The organism is Actinoallomurus bryophytorum (assembly GCF_006716425.1).
Lineage (GTDB): Bacteria > Actinomycetota > Actinomycetes > Streptosporangiales > Streptosporangiaceae > Actinoallomurus > Actinoallomurus bryophytorum.
Genome location: NZ_VFOZ01000001.1, coordinates 639,550 through 665,777, shown reverse-complemented (window position 1 = coordinate 665,777; position 26,228 = coordinate 639,550). Strand labels below are relative to the sequence as shown.

The 26,228-nt window shown below is 70.8% G+C and carries 23 protein-coding genes and 1 pseudogene; 15 read left to right on the top strand and 9 right to left on the bottom strand.

The window, feature by feature from the left end; translation table 11 throughout:
* The first annotated feature begins 79 nt into the window (after nt 1-79).
* Both ispG and FB559_RS03160 read left to right on the top strand, forming a co-directional pair.
* Nucleotides 80-1,237, top strand: coding sequence for a flavodoxin-dependent (E)-4-hydroxy-3-methylbut-2-enyl-diphosphate synthase (gene ispG / locus FB559_RS03165; protein ID WP_141953058.1), 1,158 nt, complete (start codon nt 80-82; stop codon nt 1,235-1,237).
* Nucleotides 1,238-1,417: 180 nt separating this feature from the next.
* On the top strand, nt 1,418-2,971 hold the full coding sequence (locus FB559_RS03160; protein ID WP_141953056.1) for an alpha/beta hydrolase: 1,554 nt from the start codon (nt 1,418-1,420) through the stop codon (nt 2,969-2,971).
* Between the two features lie 64 nt (nt 2,972-3,035).
* On the opposite strand, the pseudogene FB559_RS03155 reads toward FB559_RS03160, so the two are convergent.
* A pseudogene (locus tag FB559_RS03155) lies at nt 3,036-4,260 on the bottom strand (IS30 family transposase).
* A 285-nt stretch (nt 4,261-4,545) separates the two neighbouring features.
* On the opposite strand from FB559_RS03155, the gene FB559_RS03150 reads away from it, so the two are divergent.
* Nucleotides 4,546-5,388, top strand: a complete 843-nt coding sequence (locus tag FB559_RS03150; RefSeq protein WP_141961477.1) for a GNAT family N-acetyltransferase — start codon at nt 4,546-4,548, stop codon at nt 5,386-5,388.
* A gap of 7 nt (nt 5,389-5,395) precedes the next feature.
* On the opposite strand, the gene FB559_RS03145 is transcribed toward FB559_RS03150, so the two are convergent.
* Nucleotides 5,396-6,433 (bottom strand): DUF2891 domain-containing protein, encoded by a 1,038-nt coding sequence (locus FB559_RS03145; protein WP_221639875.1) that lies wholly within the window; start codon nt 6,431-6,433, stop codon nt 5,396-5,398.
* 92 nt (nt 6,434-6,525) lie between these two features.
* On the opposite strand from FB559_RS03145, the gene FB559_RS03140 reads away from it, so the two are divergent.
* The 3 genes from FB559_RS03140 to FB559_RS03135 all read left to right on the top strand — a co-directional run bounded on the left by FB559_RS03140 (nt 6,526) and on the right by FB559_RS03135 (nt 8,237).
* Nucleotides 6,526-7,146 carry a pentapeptide repeat-containing protein gene (locus FB559_RS03140; protein WP_141953052.1) on the top strand — a complete coding sequence of 207 codons (621 nt, stop codon included), beginning with the start codon at nt 6,526-6,528 and terminating at the stop codon, nt 7,144-7,146.
* Nucleotides 7,147-7,194: 48 nt separating this feature from the next.
* Nucleotides 7,195-7,323 carry a hypothetical protein gene (locus FB559_RS46060; RefSeq protein WP_281286216.1) on the top strand — a complete coding sequence of 43 codons (129 nt, stop codon included), beginning with the start codon at nt 7,195-7,197 and terminating at the stop codon, nt 7,321-7,323.
* A gap of 98 nt (nt 7,324-7,421) precedes the next feature.
* On the top strand, nt 7,422-8,237 hold the full coding sequence (locus tag FB559_RS03135; RefSeq protein WP_141953049.1) for an enoyl-CoA hydratase/isomerase family protein: 816 nt from the start codon (nt 7,422-7,424) through the stop codon (nt 8,235-8,237).
* Nucleotides 8,238-8,262: 25 nt separating this feature from the next.
* Here FB559_RS03135 and FB559_RS03130 read toward each other — a convergent pair whose 3' ends face one another.
* On the bottom strand, nt 8,263-8,637 hold the full coding sequence (locus tag FB559_RS03130) for a DUF3037 domain-containing protein (RefSeq protein WP_141953047.1): 375 nt from the start codon (nt 8,635-8,637) through the stop codon (nt 8,263-8,265).
* Nucleotides 8,634-9,458 (bottom strand): HipA family kinase, encoded by an 825-nt coding sequence (locus FB559_RS03125; protein ID WP_141953045.1) that lies wholly within the window; start codon nt 9,456-9,458, stop codon nt 8,634-8,636. Before FB559_RS03125 ends, FB559_RS03130 begins: the two co-directional genes overlap by 4 nt.
* Before the next feature lie 350 nt (nt 9,459-9,808).
* On the opposite strand from FB559_RS03125, the gene FB559_RS03120 reads away from it, so the two are divergent.
* On the top strand, nt 9,809-12,184 hold the full coding sequence (locus FB559_RS03120; protein ID WP_141953043.1) for a transketolase-like TK C-terminal-containing protein: 2,376 nt from the start codon (nt 9,809-9,811) through the stop codon (nt 12,182-12,184).
* Between the two features lie 6 nt (nt 12,185-12,190).
* On the opposite strand, the gene FB559_RS03115 is transcribed toward FB559_RS03120, so the two are convergent.
* The gene (locus FB559_RS03115) at nt 12,191-12,631 is read right to left on the bottom strand and encodes an SRPBCC family protein (RefSeq protein WP_141953041.1); all 441 of its coding nucleotides are present in this window, start codon (nt 12,629-12,631) and stop codon (nt 12,191-12,193) included.
* A 168-nt stretch (nt 12,632-12,799) separates the two neighbouring features.
* Here FB559_RS03115 and FB559_RS03110 point away from each other — a divergent pair, with 168 nt between their 5' ends.
* From FB559_RS03110 to FB559_RS03095, 4 genes are all read left to right on the top strand, one after another.
* Entirely contained in the window at nt 12,800-13,585 is a 786-nt protein-coding gene (locus FB559_RS03110) for a pentapeptide repeat-containing protein (RefSeq protein WP_141953039.1), read from the top strand.
* Nucleotides 13,586-13,674: 89 nt separating this feature from the next.
* Complete coding sequence (locus tag FB559_RS03105) at nt 13,675-14,028, top strand: YciI family protein (protein ID WP_141953037.1); 354 nt, start codon at nt 13,675-13,677, stop codon at nt 14,026-14,028.
* A complete protein-coding gene (locus tag FB559_RS03100; protein ID WP_221639874.1) occupies nt 13,950-15,230 on the top strand; it encodes an RNA polymerase sigma factor in 1,281 nt (426 codons plus the stop codon). The genes FB559_RS03105 and FB559_RS03100 overlap by 79 nt, the downstream gene beginning before the upstream one ends.
* A gap of 136 nt (nt 15,231-15,366) precedes the next feature.
* Entirely contained in the window at nt 15,367-15,978 is a 612-nt protein-coding gene (locus tag FB559_RS03095; RefSeq protein WP_141953035.1) for a hypothetical protein, read from the top strand.
* A 3-nt stretch (nt 15,979-15,981) separates the two neighbouring features.
* On the opposite strand, the gene FB559_RS03090 is transcribed toward FB559_RS03095, so the two are convergent.
* The gene (locus FB559_RS03090) at nt 15,982-16,806 is read right to left on the bottom strand and encodes a YceI family protein (protein WP_141953033.1); all 825 of its coding nucleotides are present in this window, start codon (nt 16,804-16,806) and stop codon (nt 15,982-15,984) included.
* A 28-nt stretch (nt 16,807-16,834) separates the two neighbouring features.
* Complete coding sequence (locus FB559_RS03085; protein WP_221639873.1) at nt 16,835-19,210, bottom strand: MFS transporter; 2,376 nt, start codon at nt 19,208-19,210, stop codon at nt 16,835-16,837.
* 351 nt (nt 19,211-19,561) lie between these two features.
* Between FB559_RS03085 and FB559_RS03080 the strand changes: the two genes are divergently transcribed.
* Together FB559_RS03080 and FB559_RS03075 are read left to right on the top strand one after the other, a co-directional pair.
* Nucleotides 19,562-21,190 (top strand): esterase-like activity of phytase family protein, encoded by a 1,629-nt coding sequence (locus FB559_RS03080; RefSeq protein ID WP_141953029.1) that lies wholly within the window; start codon nt 19,562-19,564, stop codon nt 21,188-21,190.
* A 69-nt stretch (nt 21,191-21,259) separates the two neighbouring features.
* Nucleotides 21,260-22,084 (top strand): phosphotransferase family protein, encoded by an 825-nt coding sequence (locus FB559_RS03075; protein ID WP_141953027.1) that lies wholly within the window; start codon nt 21,260-21,262, stop codon nt 22,082-22,084.
* 144 nt (nt 22,085-22,228) lie between these two features.
* Here FB559_RS03075 and FB559_RS03070 read toward each other — a convergent pair whose 3' ends face one another.
* The gene (locus tag FB559_RS03070) at nt 22,229-22,894 is read right to left on the bottom strand and encodes an enoyl-CoA hydratase/isomerase family protein (protein ID WP_141953025.1); all 666 of its coding nucleotides are present in this window, start codon (nt 22,892-22,894) and stop codon (nt 22,229-22,231) included.
* Between the two features lie 161 nt (nt 22,895-23,055).
* Here FB559_RS03070 and FB559_RS03065 point away from each other — a divergent pair, with 161 nt between their 5' ends.
* The gene (locus FB559_RS03065) at nt 23,056-23,268 is read left to right on the top strand and encodes a DUF397 domain-containing protein (protein WP_141953022.1); all 213 of its coding nucleotides are present in this window, start codon (nt 23,056-23,058) and stop codon (nt 23,266-23,268) included.
* Between the two features lie 338 nt (nt 23,269-23,606).
* Nucleotides 23,607-24,500: a hypothetical protein gene (locus FB559_RS03060; protein ID WP_141953020.1), complete on the top strand. Its 894-nt coding sequence runs from the start codon at nt 23,607-23,609 to the stop codon at nt 24,498-24,500.
* A gap of 92 nt (nt 24,501-24,592) precedes the next feature.
* Here FB559_RS03060 and FB559_RS03055 read toward each other — a convergent pair whose 3' ends face one another.
* Nucleotides 24,593-26,020: a helix-turn-helix domain-containing protein gene (locus tag FB559_RS03055; protein ID WP_221639872.1), complete on the bottom strand. Its 1,428-nt coding sequence runs from the start codon at nt 26,018-26,020 to the stop codon at nt 24,593-24,595.
* Between the last annotated feature and the right edge of the window lie 208 nt (nt 26,021-26,228).

Genomic DNA, 26,228 nt, shown 5'->3' with positions numbered 1-26,228 from the left:
TGACCCTGTACGCCTACCTGCACAATCGAAAGGAGGCCGCGGCGCCCACCGGAGCGTACGGCTCCGTGCCGCGTGACCGATGAGCGTCGATCTCGGGATTCCTCAGGCCAGACCCAGGCCGATCGCCCCGCGCCGAAAGTCGCGGCAGATCATGGTGGGTTCGGTGCCGGTAGGCGGTGACAGTCCGGTCTCGGTGCAGTCGATGACGACGACGCTGACCTCGGATGTGAACGCGACTCTTCAGCAGATCGCCGAGCTGACGGCGGCGGGGTGTCAGATCGTACGGGTGGCGGTGCCCTCACAGGACGACGCCGACGCGTTGCCGGCGATCGCGCGCAAGTCGCAGATACCGGTGATCGCCGACATTCACTTCCAGCCGAAGTACGTCTTCGCGGCGATCGACGCCGGATGTGCGGCGGTCCGGGTGAATCCGGGCAACATCAAGAAGTTCGACGACAAGGTCGGGGAGATCGCCCGCGCGGCCAAGGCCACGGGGACGCCGATCCGGATCGGCGTCAACGCCGGGTCCCTGGACAAACGGCTGCTGGAAAAGTACGGCAAGGCGACCGCCGAGGCGCTGGTCGAGTCGGCGTTGTGGGAGTGCTCGCTGTTCGAGGAGCACGACTTCCGCGACATCAAGATCTCGGTCAAGCACAACGACCCGGTGGTCATGATCAACGCTTACCGGCAGCTCGCGGCGCGTTGTGACTACCCGCTGCACCTGGGAGTGACCGAGGCCGGCCCGACGTTCCAGGGCACGATCAAGTCCTCGGTCGCGTTCGGCGCGCTGCTGGCCGAGGGCATCGGCGACACCATCCGGGTGTCACTGTCGGCGCCTCCGGTCGAGGAGATCAAGGTCGGCAACGCCATCCTCGAGTCCCTCGGGCTGCGTGAACGCGGTTTGGAGATCGTCTCCTGCCCCTCCTGCGGCCGCGCGCAGGTCGACGTCTACACCCTGGCCGACCAGGTGACCGCGGCGTTGCAGGACTTCCCGGCCCCGCTGCGGGTCGCCGTCATGGGCTGCGTCGTCAACGGCCCGGGTGAGGCACGCGAGGCCGACCTGGGCGTCGCCTCCGGCAACGGCAAGGGCCAGATCTTCGTGAAGGGCGAGGTCGTCAAGACCGTGCCCGAGTCGGAGATCGTGGAGACCCTCATCGAGGAGGCCGTCCGCATCGCGGAGGGAATGGGCATCGACGTCATGGGCGAGGGCCCGGGCGCCGAGGTCACCGTGTCGTGACCACCGAATAGCACCGCTCGAAAAACCCCTGGCCTGAAGGCCGGGGGTTTTTGCCGTGCCGCGCCGCCGGAACTTTGGCCACTGTTGGCCGGGCCCTTCCCGGCCGTAGGACATCCTCACGAAAATCGTGCGTTACCGCATGATCCGGGGTTCATTGCCGAACCTCGCGAAAGGGGTTACGTGAAAAAGCTTGCCATCGCGGCGGCCGCCGCGGGAGCCGGACTGGTCGGGTTGGCGCTCGCGCCGACCGTGGCCCAGGCCCGCCCCGTTCAGCCGTCCGTGAGCCTGAGCTGGTCGGCGTGTACCGACGAGAGCCTCAGCGGTCTCGAGTGCGCCAGCCTCAAGGTGCCGCTCGACCACTCCAAGCCGCACGGGCAGCAGATCACCCTGGCTCTGTCCCGTTTCAAGCACACCGGGACGACGGGTTACCAGGGCGCGATGCTGGTCAACCCGGGCGGCCCTGGGGGCACCGGCCGTGACTTCGCCTCGCGTGTGGCGGACGGCCTGCCGGACAGCCTCAAGGCCACCTACGACGTGATCGGGTTCGACCCGCGCGGCGTGGGCGGCAGCAGCCCGTCGCTGACCTGTGACCCGAACTACTTCCTGCCGGTCAGGCCCGACTACCTGCCGACGACAAAGGCGCTCGAGACGACCTGGCTGAAGCGCTCGGCCAAGTACGCCGCGACGTGTGGCAAGAAGTACGGCTCGCTGCTGAACCACATGAAGACCACCGACGCCGTCCGTGACATGGACGACATCCGGGCGGCGCTGGGCCAGAAGCAGATCAACTACTACGGCGCCTCCTACGGCACGTACCTCGGCTCGGTGTACGCGACGATGTTCCCGTCGCATGTCCGGCGCATGGTGCTGGACAGCAACGTCAAGCCGAGCGACGTCTGGTACGACGCCAACCTCGAGCAGGACAAGGCGTTCGAGGGCAACATCAACGCGTTGTTCGCGTGGGCGGCCAAGTACGACTCGGTCTACCACCTGGGCACGACCCAGAAGGCGGTGCGCGACTTCTACTTCGCCACTCGCGCGAAGCTGGCCAAGGCCCCGGCCCTCGGCACGGTGGGCGGTGACGAGCTCGACGACACCTACCTGGTCGCCGGCTACATCGACGAGGGCGGCTACTGGCAGTACCTGGTGAACGCCCTGTCGCAGTACAAGGCGGGCAACGCCCAGGCGCTGGTCGACGCGTACAACCTGCTCGGGCTCACCACCGACGACAACGGCTACGCGGTCTACAACGCCGTGCAGTGCAGCGACGTCCAGTGGCCCAAGAGCTGGGACAAGTGGCGCCGCGACAACTCCAAGCTCTACAACGCGGGCTACAAGTTCGAGACCTGGGGCAACGCCTGGTACAACGCCCCGTGTCTGACCTGGCCCGCCAAGGCCGGCAAGCCGGTCGACGTGGGGCACGCCAAGGGCGTACCGCCGGTACTCCTGTTCCAGGCGACCAATGACGCCGCGACGCCGTTCCCCGGTGGCGTGGAGATGAACCAGCGGCTCAAGGGCTCGCGACTGGTGATCGAAGATGGCGGCCGTACGCACGGCGTCGTCGAGCGGGGCAACGCCTGCATCGACGACAAGTTCGCCGCCTTCCTCACCAACGGCGCCCTGCCGGCGAACAAGACGCACTGCGCGCGTCTTCCCGAGCCGGTTCCGCCCTCCGGAGCGACGGCCAAGGCGGCCGTCGCGCAGCCGTCCCAGCAGCCGCTGGGCCGGCCGTAACGGACCGATCGGCGAAGGCCCCCGGCACGTGGGCGGATTCAAGGGGTCGTTGCAACACCGGTGGTCAACTGGCTGGTGCCAGGAGCTTAGCGAGACGCTCGGCTGGGGTTTCCCAGCCGAGCGTTTTGCGTGGTCGGCTGTTGAGGCGGGCGGCGACGTCGGTCCTGTGCTCGGCGGTGTGGGCTGACAGGTCGGTGCCTCTGGGGAAGTACTGGCGGAGCAGGCCGTTGGTGTTCTCGTTCGAGCCGCGTTGCCATGGCGAGTGCGGGTCGCAGAAGTAGACGGGTAGCCCGGTGGTCATGCTGAATTGGTGGTGCAGGCTCATCTCGCTGCCTTGGTCCCAGGTCAGGGAACGTTTGAGTTCGGCGGGCATGGTGGTCATCGTGGCGGCGAGTGCGTCACGGACGGTCTCGGCGTCGCGATTGCCGGGCAGGTGAACGAGCAGGACGTAGCGGGTGGCGCGTTCGACAAGGGTGCCGATCTGGGAGGCCTGGTCTTTGCCGATGATCAGGTCGCCTTCCCAGTGGCCGGGCACCGCCCGGTCGCCGGCTTCGGCGGGGCGTTCACTGATCATCACCATCGGAGCAGCGGAAACGCGACTGGCGCTGGTCAGGGCGGCGGCGCGGGACCCGGCGGGCACGGCCGGTCCGTAGTGCCCGGGTCAGCTCGCGGCGCAGCTCTCCACGTCCTTGGACATAAAGCGCCTGGTAGATCGTCTCGTGCGACACCTGCATCTCCGGCCGGTCGGGGAACTGGGCGAGCAGGTGGTTGCTGATCTGCTCAGGACTCCATTCCATCTCCAGCCGGCCCTGAACGGCCTGGCGCAGCGCCGGACCGGCTGCGATCTTCCCGGTTTTCGGGCGTGGACGTCGGGCCTGCGCGCGGGCCTGAGCGGCGTGTGGCCGGTACTGCCCATTGCCAGGGTGGCGGTTACGGCGGATCTGCCGACTGATCGTCGAGGGACTGCGCCCCAGCTCGGCAGCGATCGCCCGGATCGATGCCTTTTCCCGCAGCCGGTCAGCGATATGGATCCGATCGTCTTCTCGCAGGTAGCGGGACGGACCGGCTGGGGGCGCCACCGCGGTGATCGGTGACGCCCCCCGATGCCCCGCGGACCCAGAACGCCCATTACGCCAGCGCTTACCGGTCCGCGGGTTGACCCCGACGATCTGACATGCCTGCTTGCTGCTCAAACCCTCACGCACGAGCCGCAAGTATTCCTCGCGCTCACGGACCAGCTTCTTACGTCCCTGAGCCCGCCCCCGGTTCTCCCGGATCTCGAAAGCCATCGCATCCCCTCAGCAGGGGTGTTGCGACGACCACTAGAACCCAAGGTGCCGGGGGCCTTCGTGTGTCCGGTCCCGGCTTCGAGCACCCACTCGTACCTAGATCATCGTAAATCTGCCGAGAACTCCCTGGATTTCCGCTGATGAGGCTCTCGTCCGTACCGTGCGAGAGATCTCCGGGCGATCCTGCCGTACCCTTGACATCGTGAGCGGAGCGGAACTGTCGGTAGGTCGACGGCTCGGCTCGCATGGCTCCGAGCAGGCAGCTGAGGAGATCTCGTGAGCCCGGTGCTTCGGACCTCCCCGGTCCGCATACTCGATGACCGCCATCTCGACGACGCGATCGCGATCCTCGACGCCGACCCGGTGTCCAACGTGTTCGTGAGCTCGCGCGTGCACATCGCCGGGCTGGATCCAGGCCGTCTGGGCGCCCAGATGTGGGGTTACCACCGCGACGGGCGGCTCACCGCGCTGTGCTACTCCGGAGCCAACCTCGTCCCGGTGGCCGCCGACTCCCAGGCCGCACGCCACTTCGCCGACAAGGCGCGTTCGCAGGGCCGGCGGTGCTCCTCGATCGTCGGACCGGTCGCCCCGGTGACCCAGCTGTGGAATGCCCTGCGTCCCTACTGGGGGTCCCCGCGGGCCGTCCGCGAGGCCCAGCCGGTCATGTCGACCACGTCACCGCCGCCGGTCGCCCCGGACGACGCGGTACGCCGCGTCACGATGAAGGACTTCGACACCCTCTATCCGGCGTGCGTGGCGATGTTCACCGAGGAGGTCGGGATCTCGCCACAGACCGGCGACGGGGGAGTGCTCTACCGGGCACGCGTCGCCGAGCTGATCCGCTCGGGCCGGGCCTTCGCCCGGATCGAGGGCGGCAGGGTGGTGTTCAAGGCCGAGATCGGCGCGGTCACCCCGTACGCCTGCCAGGTCCAGGGAGTCTGGGTCAACCCGGAGATGCGCGGCCGCCGCTACGCGGTCCACGGGATGGCCGCGGTCGTGGACGAGGCCCTGCGCACGATCGCCCCCGCGGTCTCGCTGTACGTGAACGACTTCAACGCCCCGGCCCGCGCGACGTACCGCCGCGTCGGCCTGCACGACGTCAACACCTTCATGTCGGTGATGTTCTGACCGCCGGTCAGGTCAGCAGGAGGACGGCGTAGCAGGCGAGCCAGTGTTCGACGGCGTAGTGGCTGCCCGCGGCGTGGGACAGGGCGGCGTCGGCGTGGCGGCGCGCCGCCTCGATCATGGGTTCGGTCCGCGGATCGTCCTCGCCGAGGGTCTCGGCGAGGCGGCGCCAGCACCACGCGCGGTTGAGGTTGAGGCCGTGCAGGTGGGCGATGTAGCCGTCGCTGGAGTCGGAGACGGTGACCGGAGAGAACAGCGTCTCGGGCCGGCTTTTCGCGATGCCGGGCAGAAAGCCGTCCAGCCAGCCGGCGAACCGGTCGCGCGGCAGGACCTGGGCCATGAGCTCGGCCTCGACGAGGGCGGCGGACAGGAAGTCCGCTCCCGAGGGCTCCCACCGGGCGGGATAGTCGCGGTCGCCGTCGAAGTAGCGGTGGGCGGTCTCCACGATCGCGGTGAGCAGCGCGTCGTCGCCGGATCGCGCGCGGTGGCGGGCGTACGGGAGGGCGCGTGACAGGCCGAAGGCGGTGTTGGAATGGGCCCCGTCGCGTACCGGGTAGGTGGCCTTGGGAAGCCACTGCAGGAATCCGGCGGTGAGGGCGTCCGCCATCGGGGTCAGGGCGGCGGCCCAGCGGCGGGCGTCGGGATCGTCCCAGGTGGCCGCCTCGTGGACGAGCCACAGGGCCCAGCCCCAGCCGTAGGGGCGCTGGTTCAGGCGGCGTTCGGGGTCGGCCAGGTAGGCGGCCTCCACCGCCAGCGGCTCGGCGGCCAGGTGCTCGTCCAGCCGGGAGCGGATCCGCTCCTCGGGCACCAGGCCGGGGACCGTGCGCAGGAGGCGGACCAGCAGCCAGTGCATCTCCACGCAGGAGTGCCAGTCGAAGCTGCCGTAGAACGACGGATGCACGTCGCGGGGCCAGGGCCGGTCCTCCGGCCCGTTCATCGCGTGCCGCAGGTCGTTGGGGTACTCCCGGTCGATGTTGACCAGCGCCACCTCGGCGAGTTCCCGCGCCTGCTGGGCCAGCCGCTCGCGTCGTTCCTCGCCCTGGACCACATCCGCTCCCGTCCCTCGATGGTCTCGCACACCTGTTCTACCGCGAGTAGCCTCACCCTCGTGCATCCGACCATCACTGTGGCCCGCTAGCCGTGGCCGGCCGCAGACGCGCGCATCCGGGGCCCGAGACGGAGACGACCGTCCGGTCCGAGGACTGGGACGGCCGCGACATCGCCGGCGAGGTCCACGACCGGGTGGAGTTCGTCGACGTCGACATGACCGAGCTGGTGACCAACGGGGCGACGTTCTCCGACTGCTCCTTCCGCGGGGTCCGGTTCAACGTCTCCGAGCACACCAACACGGCGTTCACCAACTGCGCCTTCTCGCGATGCTCGTTCTTCGACGCCACCTTCACCGGCTGCAAGCTCGTCGGCAGCACCTTCGACGCCTGCACCTACGGCCTGCTGGAGGTCTCCGGCGGCGACTGGTCGTTCGTCGCGCTCCCCGGCGCCGACCTGAACGGCGCGTCCTTCACCGACGTACGGATGCGTGAGTGCGAGCTCACCGGCGTACGGCTGGGCGGCGCCACGGTGCGCGGCGTCGACCTGTCCGGAGCCGCGCTCGACCGCGCCGACCTCACCGGCTGCGACCTGCGCGGGAGCGATCTTTCCGCGCTGAACCCGCTCACCGTCCAGCTCGGCGGCGCGGTTATCGACCCGGTCCAGGCCGTCATGATCGCCACGGCGCTCGGGCTCGACGTCCGCTCCGGCTGAGCCCGGTGTCTCGGCAGCTCCTGGTACACGATCTCGGGGTACGACGACTTGACTTCCCTCACTGCGAGAGACGACGTCCAGACCGGTGAGTACTACGACGGCAACCTCTACCTCGCGCGAGCCCGCTTCCACCTGGACTTCCCCGGCGCGGCCCATCACTGCACGTACGGACTCTGAGCCCGGCCGCCAAAGCGCCGCTTGAACGCGATCTCCCACACTGCCGATCGTCCGCCTACGATCGGCAGTGTGGGCGGACGCGCGAGCGGGGTGGTCTAGTGCCCGAAGGTGAGCCCAAGAAGGTCGGACTGCTGTACCGCGACCTCGGAGTGGCCGATGTCTCCGTCGGCGACGGGCAGCGCGGCAACGCGCTGTCCAGCGAGGACTGGCGCGAGCTGGAACAGACGTTCCGTCATCTGGCCGAGGACGACGAGCTGCGCGCCGTGGTCGTACGCGGCCAGGGCGGTACGTTCAGCGCCGGGTCGGACATGCGTGAGTGGGTCCAGGCCGACCGGACGGACGTCGCGCAGAGCTTCGCCGCGATGGAGGCGGCCTTCACCGCGATCGAGGACCTGCCGGTGCCGGTGATCGCCGAGGTCGAGGGCGTGGCCGCGGGCGCCGGCTGCCAGCTCGCGCTGGCCTGTGACCTGAGGGTTCTCGCCGAGACGGCGCGGATCGGGATGCCGATCGCGCGGCTGGGCATCCTCGTCAGCCCGTCGTTCGCGGCCCGGCTCAGCGTGCTGGCGGGCCCCGGGGTCGCGCGGGAGCTGCTCTACACCGGGCGCCTGGTCTCGGCCGAGGAGGCGGTACGGCTCGGCCTGGCGACGCGGAGCGTCCCGGTCGAACACCTGGCCTCGGCCACCCGCAGGCTGGTGCTGTCGGTCGTACGCCATCCGGGCTCGGCGATCCGCGCGGCCAAGCACGCCGTGGACGTGTCGCTCGCTCCGGTACGCGCCGTGGCGAAGGCGCGGGCCGAAGGGCCGCCGGTCGCCTACGACGACTTCCAGCGGGGGATCATGACGTTTCTCAACCGGAATCCGGAACGCGGACGGGACGAGGGTCCGGAGCCCGGCGGCGAGCCCGCGCCGGACTGAGTCAGCGAGCACGCGCCGGACTGAGTCAGCGGACCAGCGCGTCGAGGAGCCGGTCCAGCTCGGCCGCCGGATCGGCGGTGAGGCCCGCGTGCACCGGGCCGCTCTGGATCACGGTGCTCCGCGGCGCGGTCAGCCAGCGGAACCGCACGCCCATCGGCTCGTCCGCCGCCTGCCCGGATTGCGGCCCGCCCTCGCAGGTGCACTCGACCGCGGCCAGCGCCGCGCGTACGCCGTCCAGGTCCAGGCCCGCGTCCAGGGCGTGCAGGCGCGCGGTGTCGATGTGCACGCGGCAGCCGAGGAAGTCGCGGGCCTGGCAGTAGACGATCACGCCGACGTTCATGCTCTCGCCGCGTTCGACACGGGGGACCACGCGCAGTGCGGCGTACTCGAAGACGTTCATGGGCCCAGCCATCCTGGCCGGGCGGCGGGTCGCGGGGCCGGAGCACGCGCCGGCCGCGCCGGGCCGACCTCGGGCAGCCAGGCCGACGGGTCGGCGGCACGTGCGCGCAGGTGCGCGACATAGGCGGCCGCGACGTCCGCGGGGGAGTCGAAGCCGGGCTCGTCCTCCAGCCACGCGACGGGCACGAGATCCACCACCTCACGGAGCAGGTCGCCGGTGACCAGCGGCGCGAGCGCGCGACCGGCCGCGCCGAGCGCGTCGTCGTCGACGAACGTCGCCAGGACATGGTCATCGGCGTCGTACGGCCTGGCGACCAGTTTCGCGGCGCTCGCCCAGGCGTGGTGGAAGTACAGGCTCGCGCCGTGGTCGATCAGCCACACCTCCCCGTGCCAGACGAGGAGGTTGGGGTTGCGCCAGCTGCGGTCGACGTTGCCGATGAGGGCGTCGAACCACAGCACCGACGCGGCGAACGCGGGATCCGGTGCCCAGGCGAGCGGGTCGAAGCCGAGCGAGCCGGGCAGGTAGTCGATGCCCAGGTTGCGGCCGGGGCTCGCCTTGAGCAGGTCCTGGACGTCCGGGTCGGGCTCGTGCCGGCCGATCACCGGGTCGACGTCGACCGTGACGATGTCGGGTACGCGCAGGCCGAGGCGGCGGCCGAGCTCGCCGGAGATGATCTCGGCGACCAGGGCCTTGCGTCCCTGGCCCGCGCCGTGGAACTTCACGACATAGGTGCCGAGATCGTCGGCCTCCACGATGGCGGGCAGCGACCCGCCCTCACGCAGCGGCGTCACGTAACGGGTGGCGGTGACGTTGGGCAGCACGGGCTTACCGTATCGAGGTGTGGCGGCATGCGAGCCACACGCGCACGCATGCCGCCCCCGACGCCACGGCCCAGGCGGACAAGCCCCGGAACCGCCCGCCCGAAGCCGTGTGCATCGTAAGCGCGCGCCGGCAGGCGGGTCTGATGCATATGGCACACATTCGGGTGTCCGGGAGCCGGATGGGGAGACAACTCATCTATGCCGCGACCGCGGGCCGCGGCACGGTGCCCGTCGGCGCGGGCGTCCGAGCCGGACGCGGGAGCAGGGCGGATATGACCGTCCTCTAGTCTCGTGTCGGATGATAAGCGGCACAACGGGCACAGTGTGCTGTTCCGCCGAAAGGGCATCAAATGACCGTTGAGGTTGGCGACAACGAGGTCGCCGAGGTGGATCTGGACGTCCTGGACGAGATCCAGCAGCGGGTGCTGTGGCTCGCCGTACGCATCGTCGACGCGGCGAACCGGGACCGCGAGACCGGTGACGGCGTCAAGGTCGGCGGTCACCAGGCCTCCAGCGCCTCGCTGGTGACCGCGATGACCGCGCTGTGGTTCGCGTACCTGCGCGCCGAGGACCGGGTCAGCGTCAAGCCGCACGCCTCACCGGTCTTCCACGCGATCAAGTACCTGCTCGGCGACCTCGACCGTTCGTACCTGACGACGCTGCGGTCCCGTGGCGGCCTCCAGTCCTACCCGAGCCGTACCAAGGACCCCGACGACGTCGACTTCTCGACCGGCTCGGTCGGGCTGGGCGCGGCGGCGCCACTGTTCTCCGGCGCGGTCCGCCGGTACGTGGACGCCCACTGGGGCGCGCCGGAAGGGCCGGGGGAGTCGCGGCGGCAGCCGCGGTTCGTCGCGCTGCTCGGCGACGCCGAACTCGACGAGGGCAACGTGTGGGAGGCCATCGCCGACCCGGCGACGCAGGGCCTCGGCAACGTCATGTGGCTCGTCGACTTCAACCGGCAGTCGCTGGACCGGGTGGTGCCGGGCGTGCGGATCGCGCAGTGGCGCGGCCAGTTCGAGGCGGCCGGCTGGCATGTCGTCGAGGTCAAGTACGGGCGGCGGCTGCGCGACGCGCCCCCGGCCGTACGCGGCTGGATCGACCTGATGTCGAACGAGCAGTACCAGGCGCTGTTCGGGCTGACCGGCGACAAGCTGCGGGAGATGTTCCTGGACGGTGCGCCGGCCGAGGTCGGCGACGCCGTGGCCGGTCTGCCCGACGACGAACTGGCCCTGCTCGTCCAGGACCTCGGCGGCCACGACCTGGTCGCCATGCTGGAGGCGTACGCGCAGTGCGACGCCGTCACCGACCGGCCGAGCGTGGTGTTCGCCTACACCGTCAAGGGGTACGGGCTGCCGATCGCCGGCAACCCGCGCAACCACTCGGCGCTGCTCACCGCCGACCAGATCGGCGCGCTGCGCCGGTCCACGGGACTCGCCGACGGTCCCGCCGAATGGGACCGGTTCGACCCGGCCACCCCCGCCGGGATCCTGTGCAACCAGCGGCGCGAGGCGCTGCGGCGCCCGCCCGCGAGCCCGTCACTCGACGTCACGATCCCTGCGGCCACCGGCGTGCGTACCGCGCGGCCGGTGTCCACCCAGGACTCCTTCGGCAAGATCCTCGTCGAGCTGTCACGTGACGAGAGCGTCGCGCCGTACCTGGTGACGACCGCGCCCGACGTGGCGACCTCGACGAACCTGGCCGGCTTCATCAACCGCATGGGGGTGTTCTCGCCGGCCGAGCAGCGGGCGTGGAGCGCCGATCCGCTGCTGAAGTGGACCGAGGGGCCGAAGGGCCAGCACATCGAGCTGGGCATCTCGGAGATGAACCTCTTCCTGCTGCTCGGTCAGCTCGGCCTGTCGGGCGAATTGCACGGACGGCCGCTGCTGCCGGTCGGCACCGTCTATGACCCGTTCGTGTGCCGGGGCCTGGACGCGTTCATCTACGGGGTCTACTCGGGCGCGAGGTTCGTCGTCGCCGGGACGCCGTCCGGCGTGACGCTGGCCCCCGAGGGCGGCGCGCACCAGTCGAGCATCACCGCCTCCATCGGCCTCGAACTGCCGAACGTCACCTACATCGAGCCGGCCTACGCCACGGCGCTGGACTGGCTGCTCTGCGACGCCCTGGGCCGGGTCGCGACCGGGCCCGCCGAGACCCCGACCGCGGTGCCGGCCGAGGGCGGCGCCTACTACTTCCGGCTGACCACCCGGCCGCTGGACCAGGCGCCGTTCGAGGCGGCGCGCGCCCGGCTGGGCGACGCGGTCCTGCGGCGCCAGGTCCTCGCCGGGGCCTACCTCCTGCACGAGACCGAGGTGGACGGGCCGCCGGTCTACCTGGCCGCCACCGGCGCCGTGCTGCCGGAGGCGCTCGCCGCGGCCCGTGAGCTGGAGGAGGAGGGCATCGCCGCGAGCGTCGTCGACGTGACCTCACCGGACCGGCTCTACTCGGCCTGGCGGCGCACGCTCAGGCAGGGCGTGCGGACCGCGACGACACCGTCCCAGCCCGGCGCGCTGCGTGCGGCGTTCGCGGACCGGGCGCCGATCGTGACCGTGCACGACGCGGCCTCGCACGCGATGGCCTGGCTCGGCTCCGCGCTCGGCGTGCCGTGCGTGCCGCTCGGGGTCGATGAGTTCGGCCAGTCCGGCTCGATCCCCGAGCTCTACGAGCTGCACGACCTGCTGCCGGGCTCGATCGTCAACGCCGCCCTCGCGGCGCTGTCCCTGGGGTGAGTGCGTTCAGGCGGTGAGCGGCTCTCCGGTTTCGAGCAGGGTCTTCAGGCCACTGAGGACGAACATCCACCCCGGTCCGGAGACGCTCGCGGCCGTCTTGGGCGCGCCCTCGAGCCGGTCGTGGACCACGGTCAGGCGGCACAGCCCGCCGTCGGCCGGCTCGATCTCCCAGCTCACGCGGCTGGTCTCCTCCTTGGCCATCTCCTCGTCGTAGAGCGACCGCCAGCCGTGGACGAGACGGCGCGGCGGGTCCCAGTCGAAGACCTCGGCATCGCCCCACAGGTCGCCGTTCGGGCCGTGGGAGACGTACTTGTCCTCCGCGGCCTCGATCCGGGCGCCGTGGAAGTACCTGGCGGTGAACTCCGGCGTGGTGATGGCCTCCCAGACCTGCTCCGGGGTGGCCTTGATGAACACCTGGTAGACCTGCGTCGTCAGTGCGTCGGTCATGGTCGTCACGATCTCCTCCGGCTGAGTCACGGGCTCGCTGAATGTTCCTGAGGCAGTGTCGGCGAGGACCTCGAAGAGAGGCCGCCGGCCGTGGCCACGAGAATAGGTGACCAAAAGGTCACATGTCTAGAGGTGGAACACCCTCGAGGCGACGGTCGATTACCGGGTATGAACCGGTTCGCCGCGATGGTGACCTTGGCCACCGTCGCCCTCGGCCTGCTGCTGGTCGCCTGTGTGGCCCTGCTCCCCGGCTGGATCGTCGGCGACGCCGCGCTTCCGCTCGCCGACCGGCTCCGGGCCGAGAACGACGTCCGCGCGACACTTCTGCAGGGCGTGGCCGGGCTGCTGGCCCTGGCCGGCCTGGCGCTGGGGGCCTCGGTGACCATGCGGCAGGTGCGCGTCAACCGCGAAGGGCAGTTCATCGACCTGTTCACCAAGGCCGTCGAGCAACTGGCGAGTGAGCAGGTGGCGGTGCGGCACGGTGGCGTCTACGCCATGGAGCGCATCGCCGAGGCGGCGCCGCACTATCGCGGCCATGTCGCGGCGCTGCTGGCCGCCTTCGTCCGGCAGCAGGCACCCTGGCCGCCGGCCGACGCGGAGGAGCGGCCGCACTGGCACGGGGGGCTGCGCGACGACGTCGGTGGCGCGATGGGGGTACTCGGCCGCCGGACGATGGTGCTTCCCGGAACCGGTATCGAGCTCGAGCGGACCGATCTGCGCGGCGCGGAGCTGGCCGGCCAGGATTTCAGCCGGTTCTGCTTCGCCGGCGCCAACCTCGACGGTGCCGTGCTCACCGGGTGCGACCTGTCCGACGCGACCTTCACCGGCGCCACTCTGCGGAACGCCGTCCTCACGGACGCCACGCTCGCGCGCGCCGACCTGGCGGGGGCCGACCTGACCGGCGCCGATCTCCAGGGCGTTCGCGGCCTCGCCACCGCGACTACAGATCCATAATGGGGAAAATCTCCCGCTCGCTGTCGATCCGGAGGCCGGCCGTTCGACTACATGCAGAGGCCGATCGGCGGCCACGAGAGGGGTTCGGGATGAAGTACCTGTTCTTGCTGTACGGAACGCCGCTCGACGAGCAGAGTGCCGAGGAGCAGCGGGAGACCTACACCGCGTACAAGGCCGCCAACGAAGCGCTGGCCAAGGCGGGGGTGCTGATCGACTGCGCGCCGCTGCAGCCGGTCTCCGCGTCCACGACCGTACAGGTCCGCGACGGTGAGACCCTGCTCACCGACGGCCCGGCCGCCGAGATCAAGGAGCACTTCGGCGGGTACACCCTGGTCGAGTGCGCCGACCTGGACGAGGCGCTCAGGTGGGCGGCCCTGATGCCCGCGGCGAACGGCGGGTCGGTGGAGGTGCGACCTCTCGTACCGGTGGAGGTGCCCGCCTGAACGGCCGGTACGGCGACCTGTTCCGCGCCCACTGGGGCGCGGCGGTCGCCGCGACCACCCGTCTCGTGGGCGACCTCGAGGTGGCCGAGGACGCCGTCCAGGACGCCTGCGTCGTGGCGCTGGACCGGTGGCCGTCCGAGGGCGTGCCGGCCAATCCGCGGGCGTGGCTGGTCGGGGTGGCCCGGCACAAGGCCCTCGACCGGCTGCGACGTGACTCCAGGCGCGTGGAGAAGGAGACCGTGGCGGTACGCGACGCCGGCGGGGCCCCGCCCGCGGAGGGCCCGATCCTGGACGACGAGCTCGCCCTGATCTTCCTGTGCTGCCACCCGTCCCTCGATCCGGGGGTACGCGTGGCGCTAACGCTGCGCTCGGTCTGCGGACTGGGCACCGCCGAGATCGCCGCCGCGTTCCTGGTGCCGGAGCCGACGATGGCGCAGCGGCTCGTACGTGCCAAGCGCAAGATCAGACAGGCGGGGATCTCCTTCGGCGTGCCCGGCGCCGCGTACCTGGCGCCGCGCCTGGACGCCGTGCTGCGCGTCGTCTATCTCGTGTTCACCGAAGGGCATCGGGCCTCCGGCGGGCCGTCGCTGGTCCGCGGCGATCTCTGTGACACGGCGGTCCGGCTGGCCCGCGTGCTCGCCCGTCTCATGCCCGGTGAGCCGGAGGTCGTCGGCCTGCTGGCCCTGCTGCTGCTCACCGACGCACGCCGTGACGCGCGTACCGACGACGGCGGCTCGCTCGTCCTGCTGGAGGACCAGGACCGGAGCCGCTGGAACACCGAGATGATCAACGAGGGTGAGGCACTCGTCGAGCACGCCCTACGGATGGGGCGGCCGGGGCCCTACCAGGTGCACGCCGCGATCGCCGCCTGTCACTCGGCCGCTCCGGTCACCGACTGGCCGCAGATCGCGGCGCTCTACCGGGAACTCCTCCGCTACGAGCCGTCCCCGGTGGTGGAGGCGAACCGCGCCGTCGCGGTCGGCATGGCGGACGGCCCGGCGGCGGGCCTGAAGATCCTGGACGGCGTGCGCGAGCATCCGCGGCTGGCCGGCTGGCCTCAGCTGCACATCGCGCGGGCCGAGCTCCTGAGCCGCCTGGGCCGCCGCGACGAGGCCCTGACCGCCTACCGCACCGCGCTGAGCCTCGAGCCGCCTCCGGCCGAACGCGCCTTCCTCGAACGTCGCGTCCGCGAACGGTCCTGACCGGCGGCCGGCAGCGCGTTCCGGCAGTACCCGGCGTACGGCGTGAGACCATGAGTCGGGTATCGGAGAAGGGTGGCCGAATGCGGGCAGCGGGCTGGAACCGCGTTCGTGGCGCGTTCGTCCTACGGTTGTGATCATGTCCGGGCCCTATATGTGGTCGACCCTGCCGCAGGGAGACGGGGTCGAACTACGGGATACGGTTTCCGGGCGTTCGACCGTGCTCCGCCGTCCCCCCTCCGAGCTGCTGGCGATCGAGGACGTCGTCCGGATCGAGGCGCTGGCCTTCCGCGAGGACGACCACCCGCAGGCCGAGCTGTTCGGCGCGATGGACACCGACCCGCTGCGCGTGCTCACCGGAATGAACTGGCTCATCGCGTTCTGGTCGGTGCTGTGGGACCTGCGCTCCGGCTCACCGGCGGGTGACCTGATCCGCTCCCTCGACTACGACGGCCCGTGGCGGTCCGGCGTGATACCCGAGCGTGAGCAGGTGTGGCGCACGATGAGCCAGCGGGTGCGCTCGGGCGTGCTGGCCGCGCTGACCGGCAACCCCGAGGCGCACCGCGTGTACGAGGCCGAGGTGCGCCGCCTCGCGCCGGACGTCTTCCTGCACGTGACGCTGACCATCATGGACACGCTCAGCGGCGATCTGACCCGGCAGGGCCTCGACCTGGAGGGCATGGCCGCAGGCCTGGCCGAACGCACCAGTTCCGGGCCGGACGGCGGCCCGTCCTTCTCGCCTCCCCGCTGAGACTCAGCCGGGCGGCAGCCGCTCGCCGCGTACGGCCTGGATGTCGATGGCCACGCGGAGGGTGGTGCCGATCGCGCCGATGCCGGCGGACAGGATCTGGTTGTAGACCATGGAGAAGTCCTCGCGCCGCAGCTCGGTCGTCGCGCGGAACGCCGCACGGCGGCCGCCCCACGGGTCCGGGCCGGTGCCGAGGTAGGTCAGGTCCAGCTCCACCGGGCGCCGGACGTCCTTCAGCGAGAGCTCACCGTGCACGGTCCAGCGGTCTTCGCCCGCCGGTGTCACGCGGGCACCCGTGTACGTGATGAGCGGGAAGCGCTGGACGTCCAGGAAGTCGGGGCCGCGCAGATGCTGGTCCCGCATCGCGACGGCGGTGTCGATCGTGGCGGCCTTGATCTCGGCCGCCACCCGGGACCGCTCGAGGTGCGCGGCGACGTCGATGCGGCCGGCGAACTCCCCGAACCGGCCGTGGACACTCGACAGGCCCAGATGCCGGACGGTGACCATGACGGTCGAATGCGCCGGGTCGATGGTCCACGGTCCGGGCATGGGCAGGTCCGTGCCGGCCTGGCGGGTCAGCACGACGGTGCCGAGCTCGGCGGCGCCCGCCGGCCCGATCTTCGCGGTCGACGCCGTCGGGGCGTACCCGATGGCCGTGACGATCGCCGTGTAGCGCCCGGCCGGTAAGGGGCCGGTGCACACGACGCCGTCGTGGTCCGCCTGGGCGCGGGAGATCTGCTGGCCCGTCATGTCGGCGACCGTGACGACCGCGTGGGGCAGCGCCCAGCCGTCCTTGGTGCGGACCCGTGCGCGAAGGCCCCGGTTGTCCATTACGACTCCTGCTCCTTCTCGGAGGACGTCACTCGTCCGGGTGGCTGAGCGTGAGGCCGAACGCCTCGGGGGCCGCCTGCCCGATCGTCAGCGTGGCCGCGACCGGCGGATAGCCGCTGGCGATCACGGTGTACGGCCCGGGGTCCAGGTCCTCGAAGGCGTACGTGCCGTCGGGGCCGGTGGTGGCCGTGGCGATGACGTTGCCGGCGGCGTCGACAAGGGTGACCCGCGCGTCGGCCAGCAGCAGGTCGTCGGTGCCGGCGCGCACGGTGCCGTGCACACGGGCGGCGGGCGGCAGCTCCACCTCACAGTGCGTGGTGCCCTGGCCGGCCACCTCGACCGGCATCGCGCAGGGCCGGTGGCGGCGCCCGCTCACCGCGACGACGAAGGTGCCGGAGACGAGGTCGTCGAAGGAGAACTCCCCGTCGCGCCCCGTCTCCGCGGAGGCGATCACCTCGCCGTGCGCGTCGGTCACCACGACCATCGCGCCCTTGACCCGCGCGCCGGTCGCGGCGCTGCGCACGATGCCGGACAGGCCGGAGGTGCCCGAAAGCGTCACGTCATAGCCGAGCGGCTCGTCGCCGACCATGACGGTGGCCGCCTGCGGCTGGTGGCCGTCGGCCGCCGCGATCAGCATGTACGGACCCGAACCGGGCGCCGCCAGCATGTACGAGCCGTCGGCGCGGGTGCCCGCACGGTCGACCTGGCGTCCGCCGAGGTCGATCAGCGTGAGCGCCGCACCCACGACCGGGCCTCCGTCGCCACCGCGTACCCGGCCGTGGACCCGGGCGCCGACGTCACCGAACGCCGCGGACACCCTCGGGGCGTACGCGGGCCGCGCGTGCGTGCCGTCGTCGTGCGGCGGCTCGGCGCGCGCGCCGACGGACGCGAGCTCCCTGGTGCGCGGGGCCTCCGCGATGACCGGCTCCGGCACCCCGGGCTCGGCGGCGACCCGCGCGGCCCTGCGCTCGCCCCTGCTGTTGATCAGCACGGCGACGGCGAGCGCGGCCAGGCAGATGACGCCCATCGCCCACCAGAGGGCGACGGTGAAGCCGTGCACCAGGCCGGCCGCCGCGATACCCGCCGAGGGCCGGCTCCCCGCGTGCGTCGCGATGTAGCCGGTGGTCGCGGTGGCGCCGATGGTGTTCAGCAGGGCGGTGCCGAGCGAGCCGCCGACCTGCTGGGAGGTGTTCACCATGGCCGAGGCGACACCCGCGTCGCGTGAGTCGACGCCCGCCGTGGCGAGGTTCATCGCGGGCATGAGCGCCGTGCCGAGCCCGATGCCGAGCAGGAGCTGTGAGGGCAGGACCAGGGCGGCGTACGCGCTGTCGACCTGCAGCCGGGTCAGCAGCGCGACGCCCGTCGCGGCCACGAGGAGACCGGGCACCATCAGCAGGCGCGCCGGCACGCGGTTCATCAGCCGCGCGGCGATCTGCGTCGAACCCGTGATCATGCCGGCGGTCATCGGCAGGAACGCCAGGCCGGTCCGGACGGGTGAGTAGTGCTTGACGTTCTGCAGGTAGTAGGTCAGGAACAGGAACAGCCCGAACATCCCGATCACCGACAGGCCGACCGACAGGTAGGCGCCGCCGCGGTTGCGGTCCAGGATCACCCGCAGCGGCAGCAACGGCTCCCTGGTCAGGCTCTCCACCACGGCGAACGCCACCAGCAGCACGCCCGCCACCGTGAGCAGGCCGACCACGCCGGGTTCGCCCCAGCCCTCGGACTCGGCTCGGGTGAAGCCGTAGACCAGCGCGATCAGGCCCGTGGTGACCAGGACGACGCCGGGCAGGTCGAGGCGGCCGCGGCCCCGCGCGGTGACCGGGTCGCGTACGAAGAGCAGCCCGCCGGTGAGCCCGATGGCGGCGACCGGCACGTTGACGTACAGCGCCCAGCGCCAGTTGAGGTATTCGGTGAGCAGGCCGCCGACGATCAGCCCGATGGCCGCGCCACCGCCCGCGATCGCGCCGTAGATGCCGAACGCCTTGGCCCGCTCCTTCGGGGCGGTGAACGTCACGGCGAGCAGCGACAGCGCCGACGGGGCCAGCAGCGCGCCGAACGCTCCCTGCAGCGCACGCGCGCCGAGCAGCATGCCCTCGTTGACGGCGGCGCCGCCCAGGGCCGAGGCCCCCGCGAAGCCGACGAGGCCGATGAGAAAGGCGCGCCTGCGGCCCATGAGGTCGCCGACCCTGCCGCCGAACAGGAGTAAACCGCCGAACGCGAGCGTGTACGCGGTGATCATCCATTGGCGGTTCGCGTCGGAGATCTCCAGGGCCCTCTGGGCGGACGGCAGGGCGATGTTCACGATGGTCGCGTCGAGGACGACCATCAGCTGGGCCAGCGCTATGAAGACCAGGGCGATCCAGCGCCGGGGGACAGGTGGGCCGGAGACCGGTGCGGTCATCGACATGACGAGGCGTCTCCAAAGTTGGGGAATCAGGCCTGGGCGAGCGATACGTCGGGCAGGACTGCCATCGATCGGAGATGGGGCCGGGCGGCGCGTACGCCATGGACCGCGCCACCCCCTGTCGCCCCCGAGACTACCTAATGTACTGGTTCAGTTACTGAGGGTACATCAAGCTCTTGACGGGATAAAGAGCGAAGACAGCGCAAAAGACCCGGGCGCTGAGCAGGGCGAATACGGGCAAGCGTCGTGTGTCGTTCACCTCGGCATCGGCCGTCTGACCGCACCCGGCCATCCCGGTTGATCAAACTGCTCGGTCGGCACGTCGTGCGACGGGCCGGGGAGGATCGAATGAATCGCCTGAACGCCACCACCGCCATCACCGCCGCCGCGACGCTGACCCTGGCGCTGACGGGGGGTGGGACCGCGGAGGCCGCCGGGGCGGCACACGCGCACGGCCACGCGCTCACGGCACGCGACGACGCCTACGGAACGCGGGCCGGTCACACCCTCGACGCGGCGGGGCTCTTCCGCAACGACACCGGTGACCGGATCACGCTGACCTCGCACACCTCGCCGGCCCACGGGTCGCTGAGCCTGAACGCCGACGGCTCCTTCCGCTACACGCCCGCCGCGGGCTTCGTCGGCACGGACACGTTCGACTACACGGTCAGCGACGCCGTGGGCCTGTACCCGACGCACCTGCCCCCGCTGGCCACGATCGGCGGCGTGCCGATCACGGGCGGCGCCTACGGCTCGTCGCTGGCCCCGGTACCCGGCTCGCGCGATGAGTACTACGGCCTGACCGACCGCGGCCCGAACGTCGACGGTCCCGGCGGGGAGAAGATCCTCCCGCTGCCCGGCTTCACCCCGGCGATCGGCAGGTTCCGCCTCGTCGACCGCAAGGCCGTACTGGAGAAGACGATCCCGCTGCGGGAGGCGGACGGCACCCCGTACTCGGGCCGGGTGAACCCCCAGGCCACGACCGGTGAGAACCTCGTCGACCGCGATGGCGCGGCGCTGGCGCCGGACGCGTCGGGCTATGACTCCGAAGGCCTGGTCGCCATGCCGGACGGCGGCTTCTGGGTGTCGGACGAGTACGGCCCGTTCATCACGCACTTCGACCGCGGCGGCCGGGCGACGCAGCGGCTCTCGCCCTTCGACGGCTCGCTTCCGCGCGAGCTCGCCAACCGGGTGCCGAACAAGGGCATGGAGGGCCTCACCGTCACCCCGGACGGCAGGACGCTGGTGGGGATGATGCAGTCGGCGCTGCAGCAGCCGGACGTCACCGCCAAGCCGGCGAACGTCACCACGCTGCGCATCGTGACGTACGACCTGCGCACGCGGACCACGCACGAGTACATCTACCTCCTCGACGACCCCAAGGACAACAGCGGGGCGGTCAGCGAGATCACCGCGCTCAGCGCCACCACGTTCCTCGTCGACGAGCGTGACGGCGGTTTCGAGCCGAACGCCTTCAAGAAGCTGTTCAAGATCGACCTGAGGGGCGCGACCGATGTCGGCCCGCACGCGTCGGTGCCCGGGGCCACCTACGACGCGGCCAAGGGCGGCCTGCTCGTGGGCGGCAGGACGATCGACGCGTACGTCGGTACGGACGACACCGCGCAGTCGGGCAAGGACCTGGCCGGCGTGGGCGTCACCCCGGTGCGCAAGAGCCTGGACGTCGACCTGGGCGGCCTGGTGACCCGCCTCGACCCCACGGGCGGCTTCTTCGGCCACGACAAGGTCGAGGGGGTCGCGACCACGGACGGCGGGCGCACCATCGTCGTCAGCAACGACAACGACTTCGGCGTCGACGGTGTCACGTCGGACGTGCCGCCGTTCCCGCTGCACGTCAAGACGCTGCCGAACGGCACCCAGGACGACGGCGAGTACCTGGTCATCGACACCACGAAGCTCCCCGCCGTCACCCGTACCGCGACCGTGACCATCCGGGTGGCCGGCGGCCACGGCCGGTAGCACGGTCGGTAGTGTCGGTGCCGGTCCAGCCGTGACCTGCGGCCGGACCGGCGGCGACGGGAGCGGGAGATGGCCGATCGGGCGAACACCCATGCGGTCGCGCTCGGCCCGGCGGTGGTGGTCAAACGGTTCCGGTCCTGGGATCTGGACCAGCACGGACGTGAGTGGCGCGCGCTCACCCTGCTCGCCGAGTACGCTCCCGGGCTGGCGCCGGAGCCGCTGCGCGCCGACCTGGACGCCGATCCACCGGCCGTCGAGATGTCACGTCTGGACGGCGTCCCCCTCGCCGCGCCCGTGACGGCCGGGCAGACCGCCGCCCTGGCCGAGGCCGTCGAGACGCTCCAGCGGGCGATCCCACCCGAGGTCCTCCGCCGTCTGCCGTCCCGCCTTCTGCATCCGCGGGACGCCCTCCGCAACCTCCGTGCGTGGTGCGCGAGACGACCGCCGCCGGTCGCCGACCCTCTGGCGGCGCAGGCGTTCGGCGCGGTCACCGACTGGGTCGCGCGGCCCCGGCTGGACGAGGTCTTCGCCGCCGAGCTCCCGCCGGTCTTCGGATCCGGGGACGGCAACCTGGCCAACTTCCTGTGGGACGGGTCGCGGATCCGGGTGGTGGACTTCGAGTTCTCCGGCAGGAGCGACCGTGCCTATGAGGTCGCCGAGGTCCTCGAGCACCTGTCCGCCCGCGCGCATGACGCCTTCGACCCGACGGCGCTGCTGTCGCGGTTCGAGCTGACCGCGGCGGAGAGCACGCGGCTCGCCGACTGCAGGCGGCTGCTCGCGCTGTTCTGGTTCCTGTCCGTGCTGTCCGAGGATCCGGACAATCCTCGCAACCCGCCCGGCACCATCGCGGGCCAGGCGGAACACCTGCTTGCGCTGCTGGCCGCGGGGAAATGACAGGGCCGGCCCCGCTGCCACTCGGAGCCGGCCCTTCGCCGTCCGGGCCCGACGCGCAGGGACCTTTGGACGTCACGCATGGTCAGCGACATGCGATGGCTGCCGCTGGGACGCTGACCGTAATTCATACTATATCGACCGGAATTAGATTGTAAAGGACAGGTTCAGTGCGTCGAGGACGGGCCTGTACATCCCGGTCCGGATCTTCGCGATCGTGTCGCCGTCCTTGGCCGCCAGGGGTTCGGCGAGCGCGATCGCCGCGGGCACGACCTCCGGCTCGGCCACCGCCTGGTGCACGATGCCCGCGGAGACGGACTCCTCGCCCCCGTACCGGCGGCCGGTGACCATGGCCTCGTGCGCTGTCGCCTTCGGCAGCCGGCTCTGGATCAGGGCGCTCATGCCCGGTGTGAAGGGCAGTCCCAGGTCGACCTCGGGCAGCATGAAGTAGCCCCGGTCGGCGCGCATGACCCGGTAGTCGCAGGTGAGGCTCAGCATCGCGCCCGCGGCGACGACGTGCCCGTTGAGCGCCGCGACCGTGGGCATCGGCAGTGTCAGCAGCCGGGCGAACAGCCCATGGACGCGGTCGATGTACGGGCCCAGGCCGTCGCCGTCGCGGATGACACGGTCCAGCTCGAGACCCGCCGAGAAGAACTTGCCGGTGCCGGTCAGCACCAGCGCCCGCGGACCCGTCGCCTTCGTCACCTCGTCGAGTGCCGCCGAGAGCCCGTCGAGCAGGTCGGGGGTGAAACGGTTCTCGCCGTCGTCGAGCCGCAGGACGTGGACGCCGCCCTCGTGCCGTAGATCGATCATGCTGTCCTCCCGTGGGTTACTCACGGGTAAATCTAGGGGATCGAACCACACCCGCGTGGCGTGGCGTTCCGGCGGCGCGGCGGGCGCGCGGACTATAGCCTGATCCCGGGGCGACCTGTGGGACGGGGCGCCCCATCTTCCCCTGAGCAGAAGAGGCCCGCATGAGTGAGCAATCCGGGTCCGTCGAGATCCTGTTCGTCGACGGCAAGGACGTGCCGATCAAGCACAAGCACGCCGACCGCATGGTCGTCATGCGCGACTCCAGCAAGCCGGACGGCGACGCGCTCTACTACACCCCGAACGAATGGGAAGCGTTCATTCTCGGGGTCAAGGACGGCGAGTTCGACGACATGGTCGAGGAACCCCGCGCCTAGAGATCTTTGGTTTTCCGCGGCATCCCCTCTGAGCGGGGGCCCGTGCGCGTCCAACGGAGCATCCCCCTACGACGGAGCGACAGGCCGCAGACTCCCGCACGGGCCCGGCGCCGTCCGGCGATGGCCGGACCGCGTCACGACAGCCCGCCGTTTGGTGTTCAGCACACGCACGGTGACCGATCATCCGCAGCACGTTTACGCCCGGCCGGGCGTCGGATCACGGATCGCGTTGGTCCGCCATGCGATGGACCACGACCTGCTCGGCGAGTCGGCGGTAAGTAGACAGGAAGCCGACGATACGTAGAGCAACGTATCGCCGAGGACATCGCCCAATTGTGATGCTGAGTTTGAACGACAGGTCGGCTCCTGTCATCGCACCTAAGGAAAGGCGCGGAATGAGCAGTCAGGGCGCACAACTCAACACGTTCACCGATTCGTCGGGACGCATCACGACCGCCGTCTTCATGCACCGGGGGAGTCCGCCTCAGGCGCATTGGAAAGAGGAGGGCATCACGGTCGGTGACCAGGAAATGCTGGCCGTCGGCGGAGGCGGCGTCGCCGCTGAATTCCCCGAGGGTGCGTTGCTGACGGCCTCTCACCCCAACGAAGATCTGACCGGGTGGGTGGTCAGCTCAAAGGATCACCAACGCTCCAACCCGCACGAGCTCGTTACCTACGTGATCGGCATAAAGATCGCCGGCATGACCAGAGACCAGCTCCGTGACGCCATCCAGGTCGTACCCGCCGACAGTGGGTTGGCGCCCCATCCCGAATCCGAAGCCGGGATCAATTCCAATACCCATGTTCTGCTGGGCGGCGGCTTCAAGGTGGAATGGTTCGGAAACGGCAACCTCGCGACCGCCTCGTTCCCCTCCACCCGCGCCAGCTGGAAAGCGCGGTCCAAGGACCACCGCGTTCCGGACGCGGCCAACCTGCGGGTGTTCGCCATCGGCCTCAGGAGGAATCTGCCGGTCGGAACGGTGGTCGACACCGAACCCGTGCGTTCGGACGGCGGCCAGTCCCCCCACCCCTCGGCGACCGCCGGAATCCCTCCGGGCTTCGTGCTCACCGGTGGCGGCGCCGAAGTGCACTTCTCCGGAGCCGGGAACCTGCTGTGGAAGCTGCAACCGTCCAACTCACAGGACCCCAGCTTCACCGCGGCCTCCAAAGACCACATAACCCCGGACCCGTGCACCATCACCACGTACGCGCTCGGGATCCGGCTGCTGTAGATCTGTCCGAGCCGCACCGAGTCGGTTTCGGCCTGGGGGCCAGGACGGCGTCGAACCATCGTCACCCTGCTCCGCGCATCGGGAGACTCGTCCTAGCCGTCCGACAGGACGCGGTGCTCGCGCAACTGCGCCGCCACACGGCGCGGGTCGCCGGGCGGTAGCACCGCCATCAGCCGGCCGAGGACCTCCAGGTCGTCCTCGCCGGTCTGGGCATAGGCCCACAGGTCGTCGATGTCTCCGTGGTGCAGGAGCTGGCGGCGCAGCTGTGCGTTGAGGTCGTCGCGCTCACTCTGGATGGCCACCGACTCCGAGCGTGGCAGCAGCGGCCCGGGATAGAGGCGTACGGCGGCGCTGACGTTCCCGGTGCCGAGCAGCCGGCGTACGGTCAGGAAGTCGGCGTCCACGTCACAGTCGAGGCGGTACGGCTTGGCGCGTACGACGTCGCCGAGCTGGGCGCGCAGCCGGTGGATCTCCGCGCGTACGGTCACGGGGTTGCCCTCGTCGCCATAGAGGTGAAACGAGGACTGCTCACAGGTCAGCCCGCTCGGGTGCAGGGCCATCAGGGTGAGCAGCTCCGCGTGCCGCAGCGACAGCGGAATGCGCCGTCCGTCCAGGAACGCCTGGGGCTGCTGGTCGCCGAGCAGCCGCAGCATCAGCGAGGGACGGTCGCCCTCGACCGCGCGCAGGACGAACGCCTGGCCGAGGATCTCGGCCACGGCCGTCCTGCCGTCGGGCAGCGTCACCCGGTGTCCCGCCTCCGGCACCGCGATCCGGCCGTCGCGCCAGCCGTCCGGATCGGCCGCCAGGATGCGTCCGGTGGCCGTCACCAGCACGCTGGCGTCGCCGTGCAGATGGCGGAAGTAGCGGTCGCGCAGGTGTTCGTCGCGGCGCGCCATCTCCAGCATGAGCTCCGCCTCGGTGAGCCGGGCCGCGGCCTGGACTAAGGCGATGACGGCCGGGTGCATGGAGTTCTTGGCGCCGGTGATGTCGACGCAGCCGATCACCTTGCCCGTGTCGGGGTCGGTGATCGGTGCGGCAACGCACGACCAGGCGTGGAGTACGCGTATGAGGTGCTCGGTGGCCTGGATGTGGACGGGGCCGCCGACACTGAGCGCGGTGCCCATGCCGTTGGTGCCGACCGACTCCTCGGCCCAGCGGAAGCCCTCGGCCAGGCCGACGCGGTCCGCGCGGCGGCGCACGGAACGCGGGCCCTCGCTCCACAGCACGTGTCCCTCGGCGTCGGTGACCACCATGAGATGGGCCGAGGCGTCGGCCGTGCCACGGAGCGTCTCGCGCAGCAGGGGCAGATGGCGGTCGAGCGGATGGCACTCCCGGAAACCGGGAAGCGTGTCCGCGTCGAAGACCAGCGGGGCCGACGGTAAGTCGGGGTCGACGCCCGCGGCCAGCGAGCGTTGCCACGAGTCGGTGACCATGGGCCGGTCGCCGGCACCGGCGCCGACGACAGGGGTCCGGCGATCACAGTCCGCGATCGCTCGGTCTGCCTGGCTACTCCGCGTCAAGGTGTCTCCATGGGGGCGTGCGTGTCTTGAGCATCCGTGCCCACGGCCACCGTTGCAACCCAATACGTAAAACCTTCACCAGCGATTTATCACGTACTGCTATTGGATGGGTGCAACGTGTTTGCAACCTCACGTCGCCTAGCGTGCGTACTGCGGCACGGCGGGTGACGAACTCTGACGCCCGGACGCAGCCGCTCGATGGCGGTCC

Excerpts from the sequence above, each read along its gene's own strand:
- ispG (WP_141953058.1), top strand. The coding sequence starts at position 80 with ATGAGCGTCGATCTCGGGATTCCTCAGGCCAGACCCAGGCCGATCGCC.
- FB559_RS03130 (WP_141953047.1), bottom strand. The coding sequence starts at position 8,637 with ATGAACGTCTTCGAGTACGCCGCACTGCGCGTGGTCCCCCGTGTCGAA.
- FB559_RS03120 (WP_141953043.1), top strand. The coding sequence starts at position 9,809 with ATGACCGTTGAGGTTGGCGACAACGAGGTCGCCGAGGTGGATCTGGAC.
- FB559_RS03115 (WP_141953041.1), bottom strand. The coding sequence starts at position 12,631 with ATGACCGACGCACTGACGACGCAGGTCTACCAGGTGTTCATCAAGGCC.
- FB559_RS03110 (WP_141953039.1), top strand. The coding sequence starts at position 12,800 with ATGAACCGGTTCGCCGCGATGGTGACCTTGGCCACCGTCGCCCTCGGC.
- FB559_RS03105 (WP_141953037.1), top strand. The coding sequence starts at position 13,675 with ATGAAGTACCTGTTCTTGCTGTACGGAACGCCGCTCGACGAGCAGAGT.
- FB559_RS03095 (WP_141953035.1), top strand. The coding sequence starts at position 15,367 with ATGTCCGGGCCCTATATGTGGTCGACCCTGCCGCAGGGAGACGGGGTC.
- FB559_RS03090 (WP_141953033.1), bottom strand. The coding sequence starts at position 16,806 with ATGGACAACCGGGGCCTTCGCGCACGGGTCCGCACCAAGGACGGCTGG.
- FB559_RS03085 (WP_221639873.1), bottom strand. The coding sequence starts at position 19,210 with ATGACCGCACCGGTCTCCGGCCCACCTGTCCCCCGGCGCTGGATCGCC.
- FB559_RS03080 (WP_141953029.1), top strand. The coding sequence starts at position 19,562 with ATGAATCGCCTGAACGCCACCACCGCCATCACCGCCGCCGCGACGCTG.
- FB559_RS03075 (WP_141953027.1), top strand. The coding sequence starts at position 21,260 with ATGGCCGATCGGGCGAACACCCATGCGGTCGCGCTCGGCCCGGCGGTG.
- FB559_RS03070 (WP_141953025.1), bottom strand. The coding sequence starts at position 22,894 with ATGATCGATCTACGGCACGAGGGCGGCGTCCACGTCCTGCGGCTCGAC.
- FB559_RS03065 (WP_141953022.1), top strand. The coding sequence starts at position 23,056 with ATGAGTGAGCAATCCGGGTCCGTCGAGATCCTGTTCGTCGACGGCAAG.
- FB559_RS03060 (WP_141953020.1), top strand. The coding sequence starts at position 23,607 with ATGCTGAGTTTGAACGACAGGTCGGCTCCTGTCATCGCACCTAAGGAA.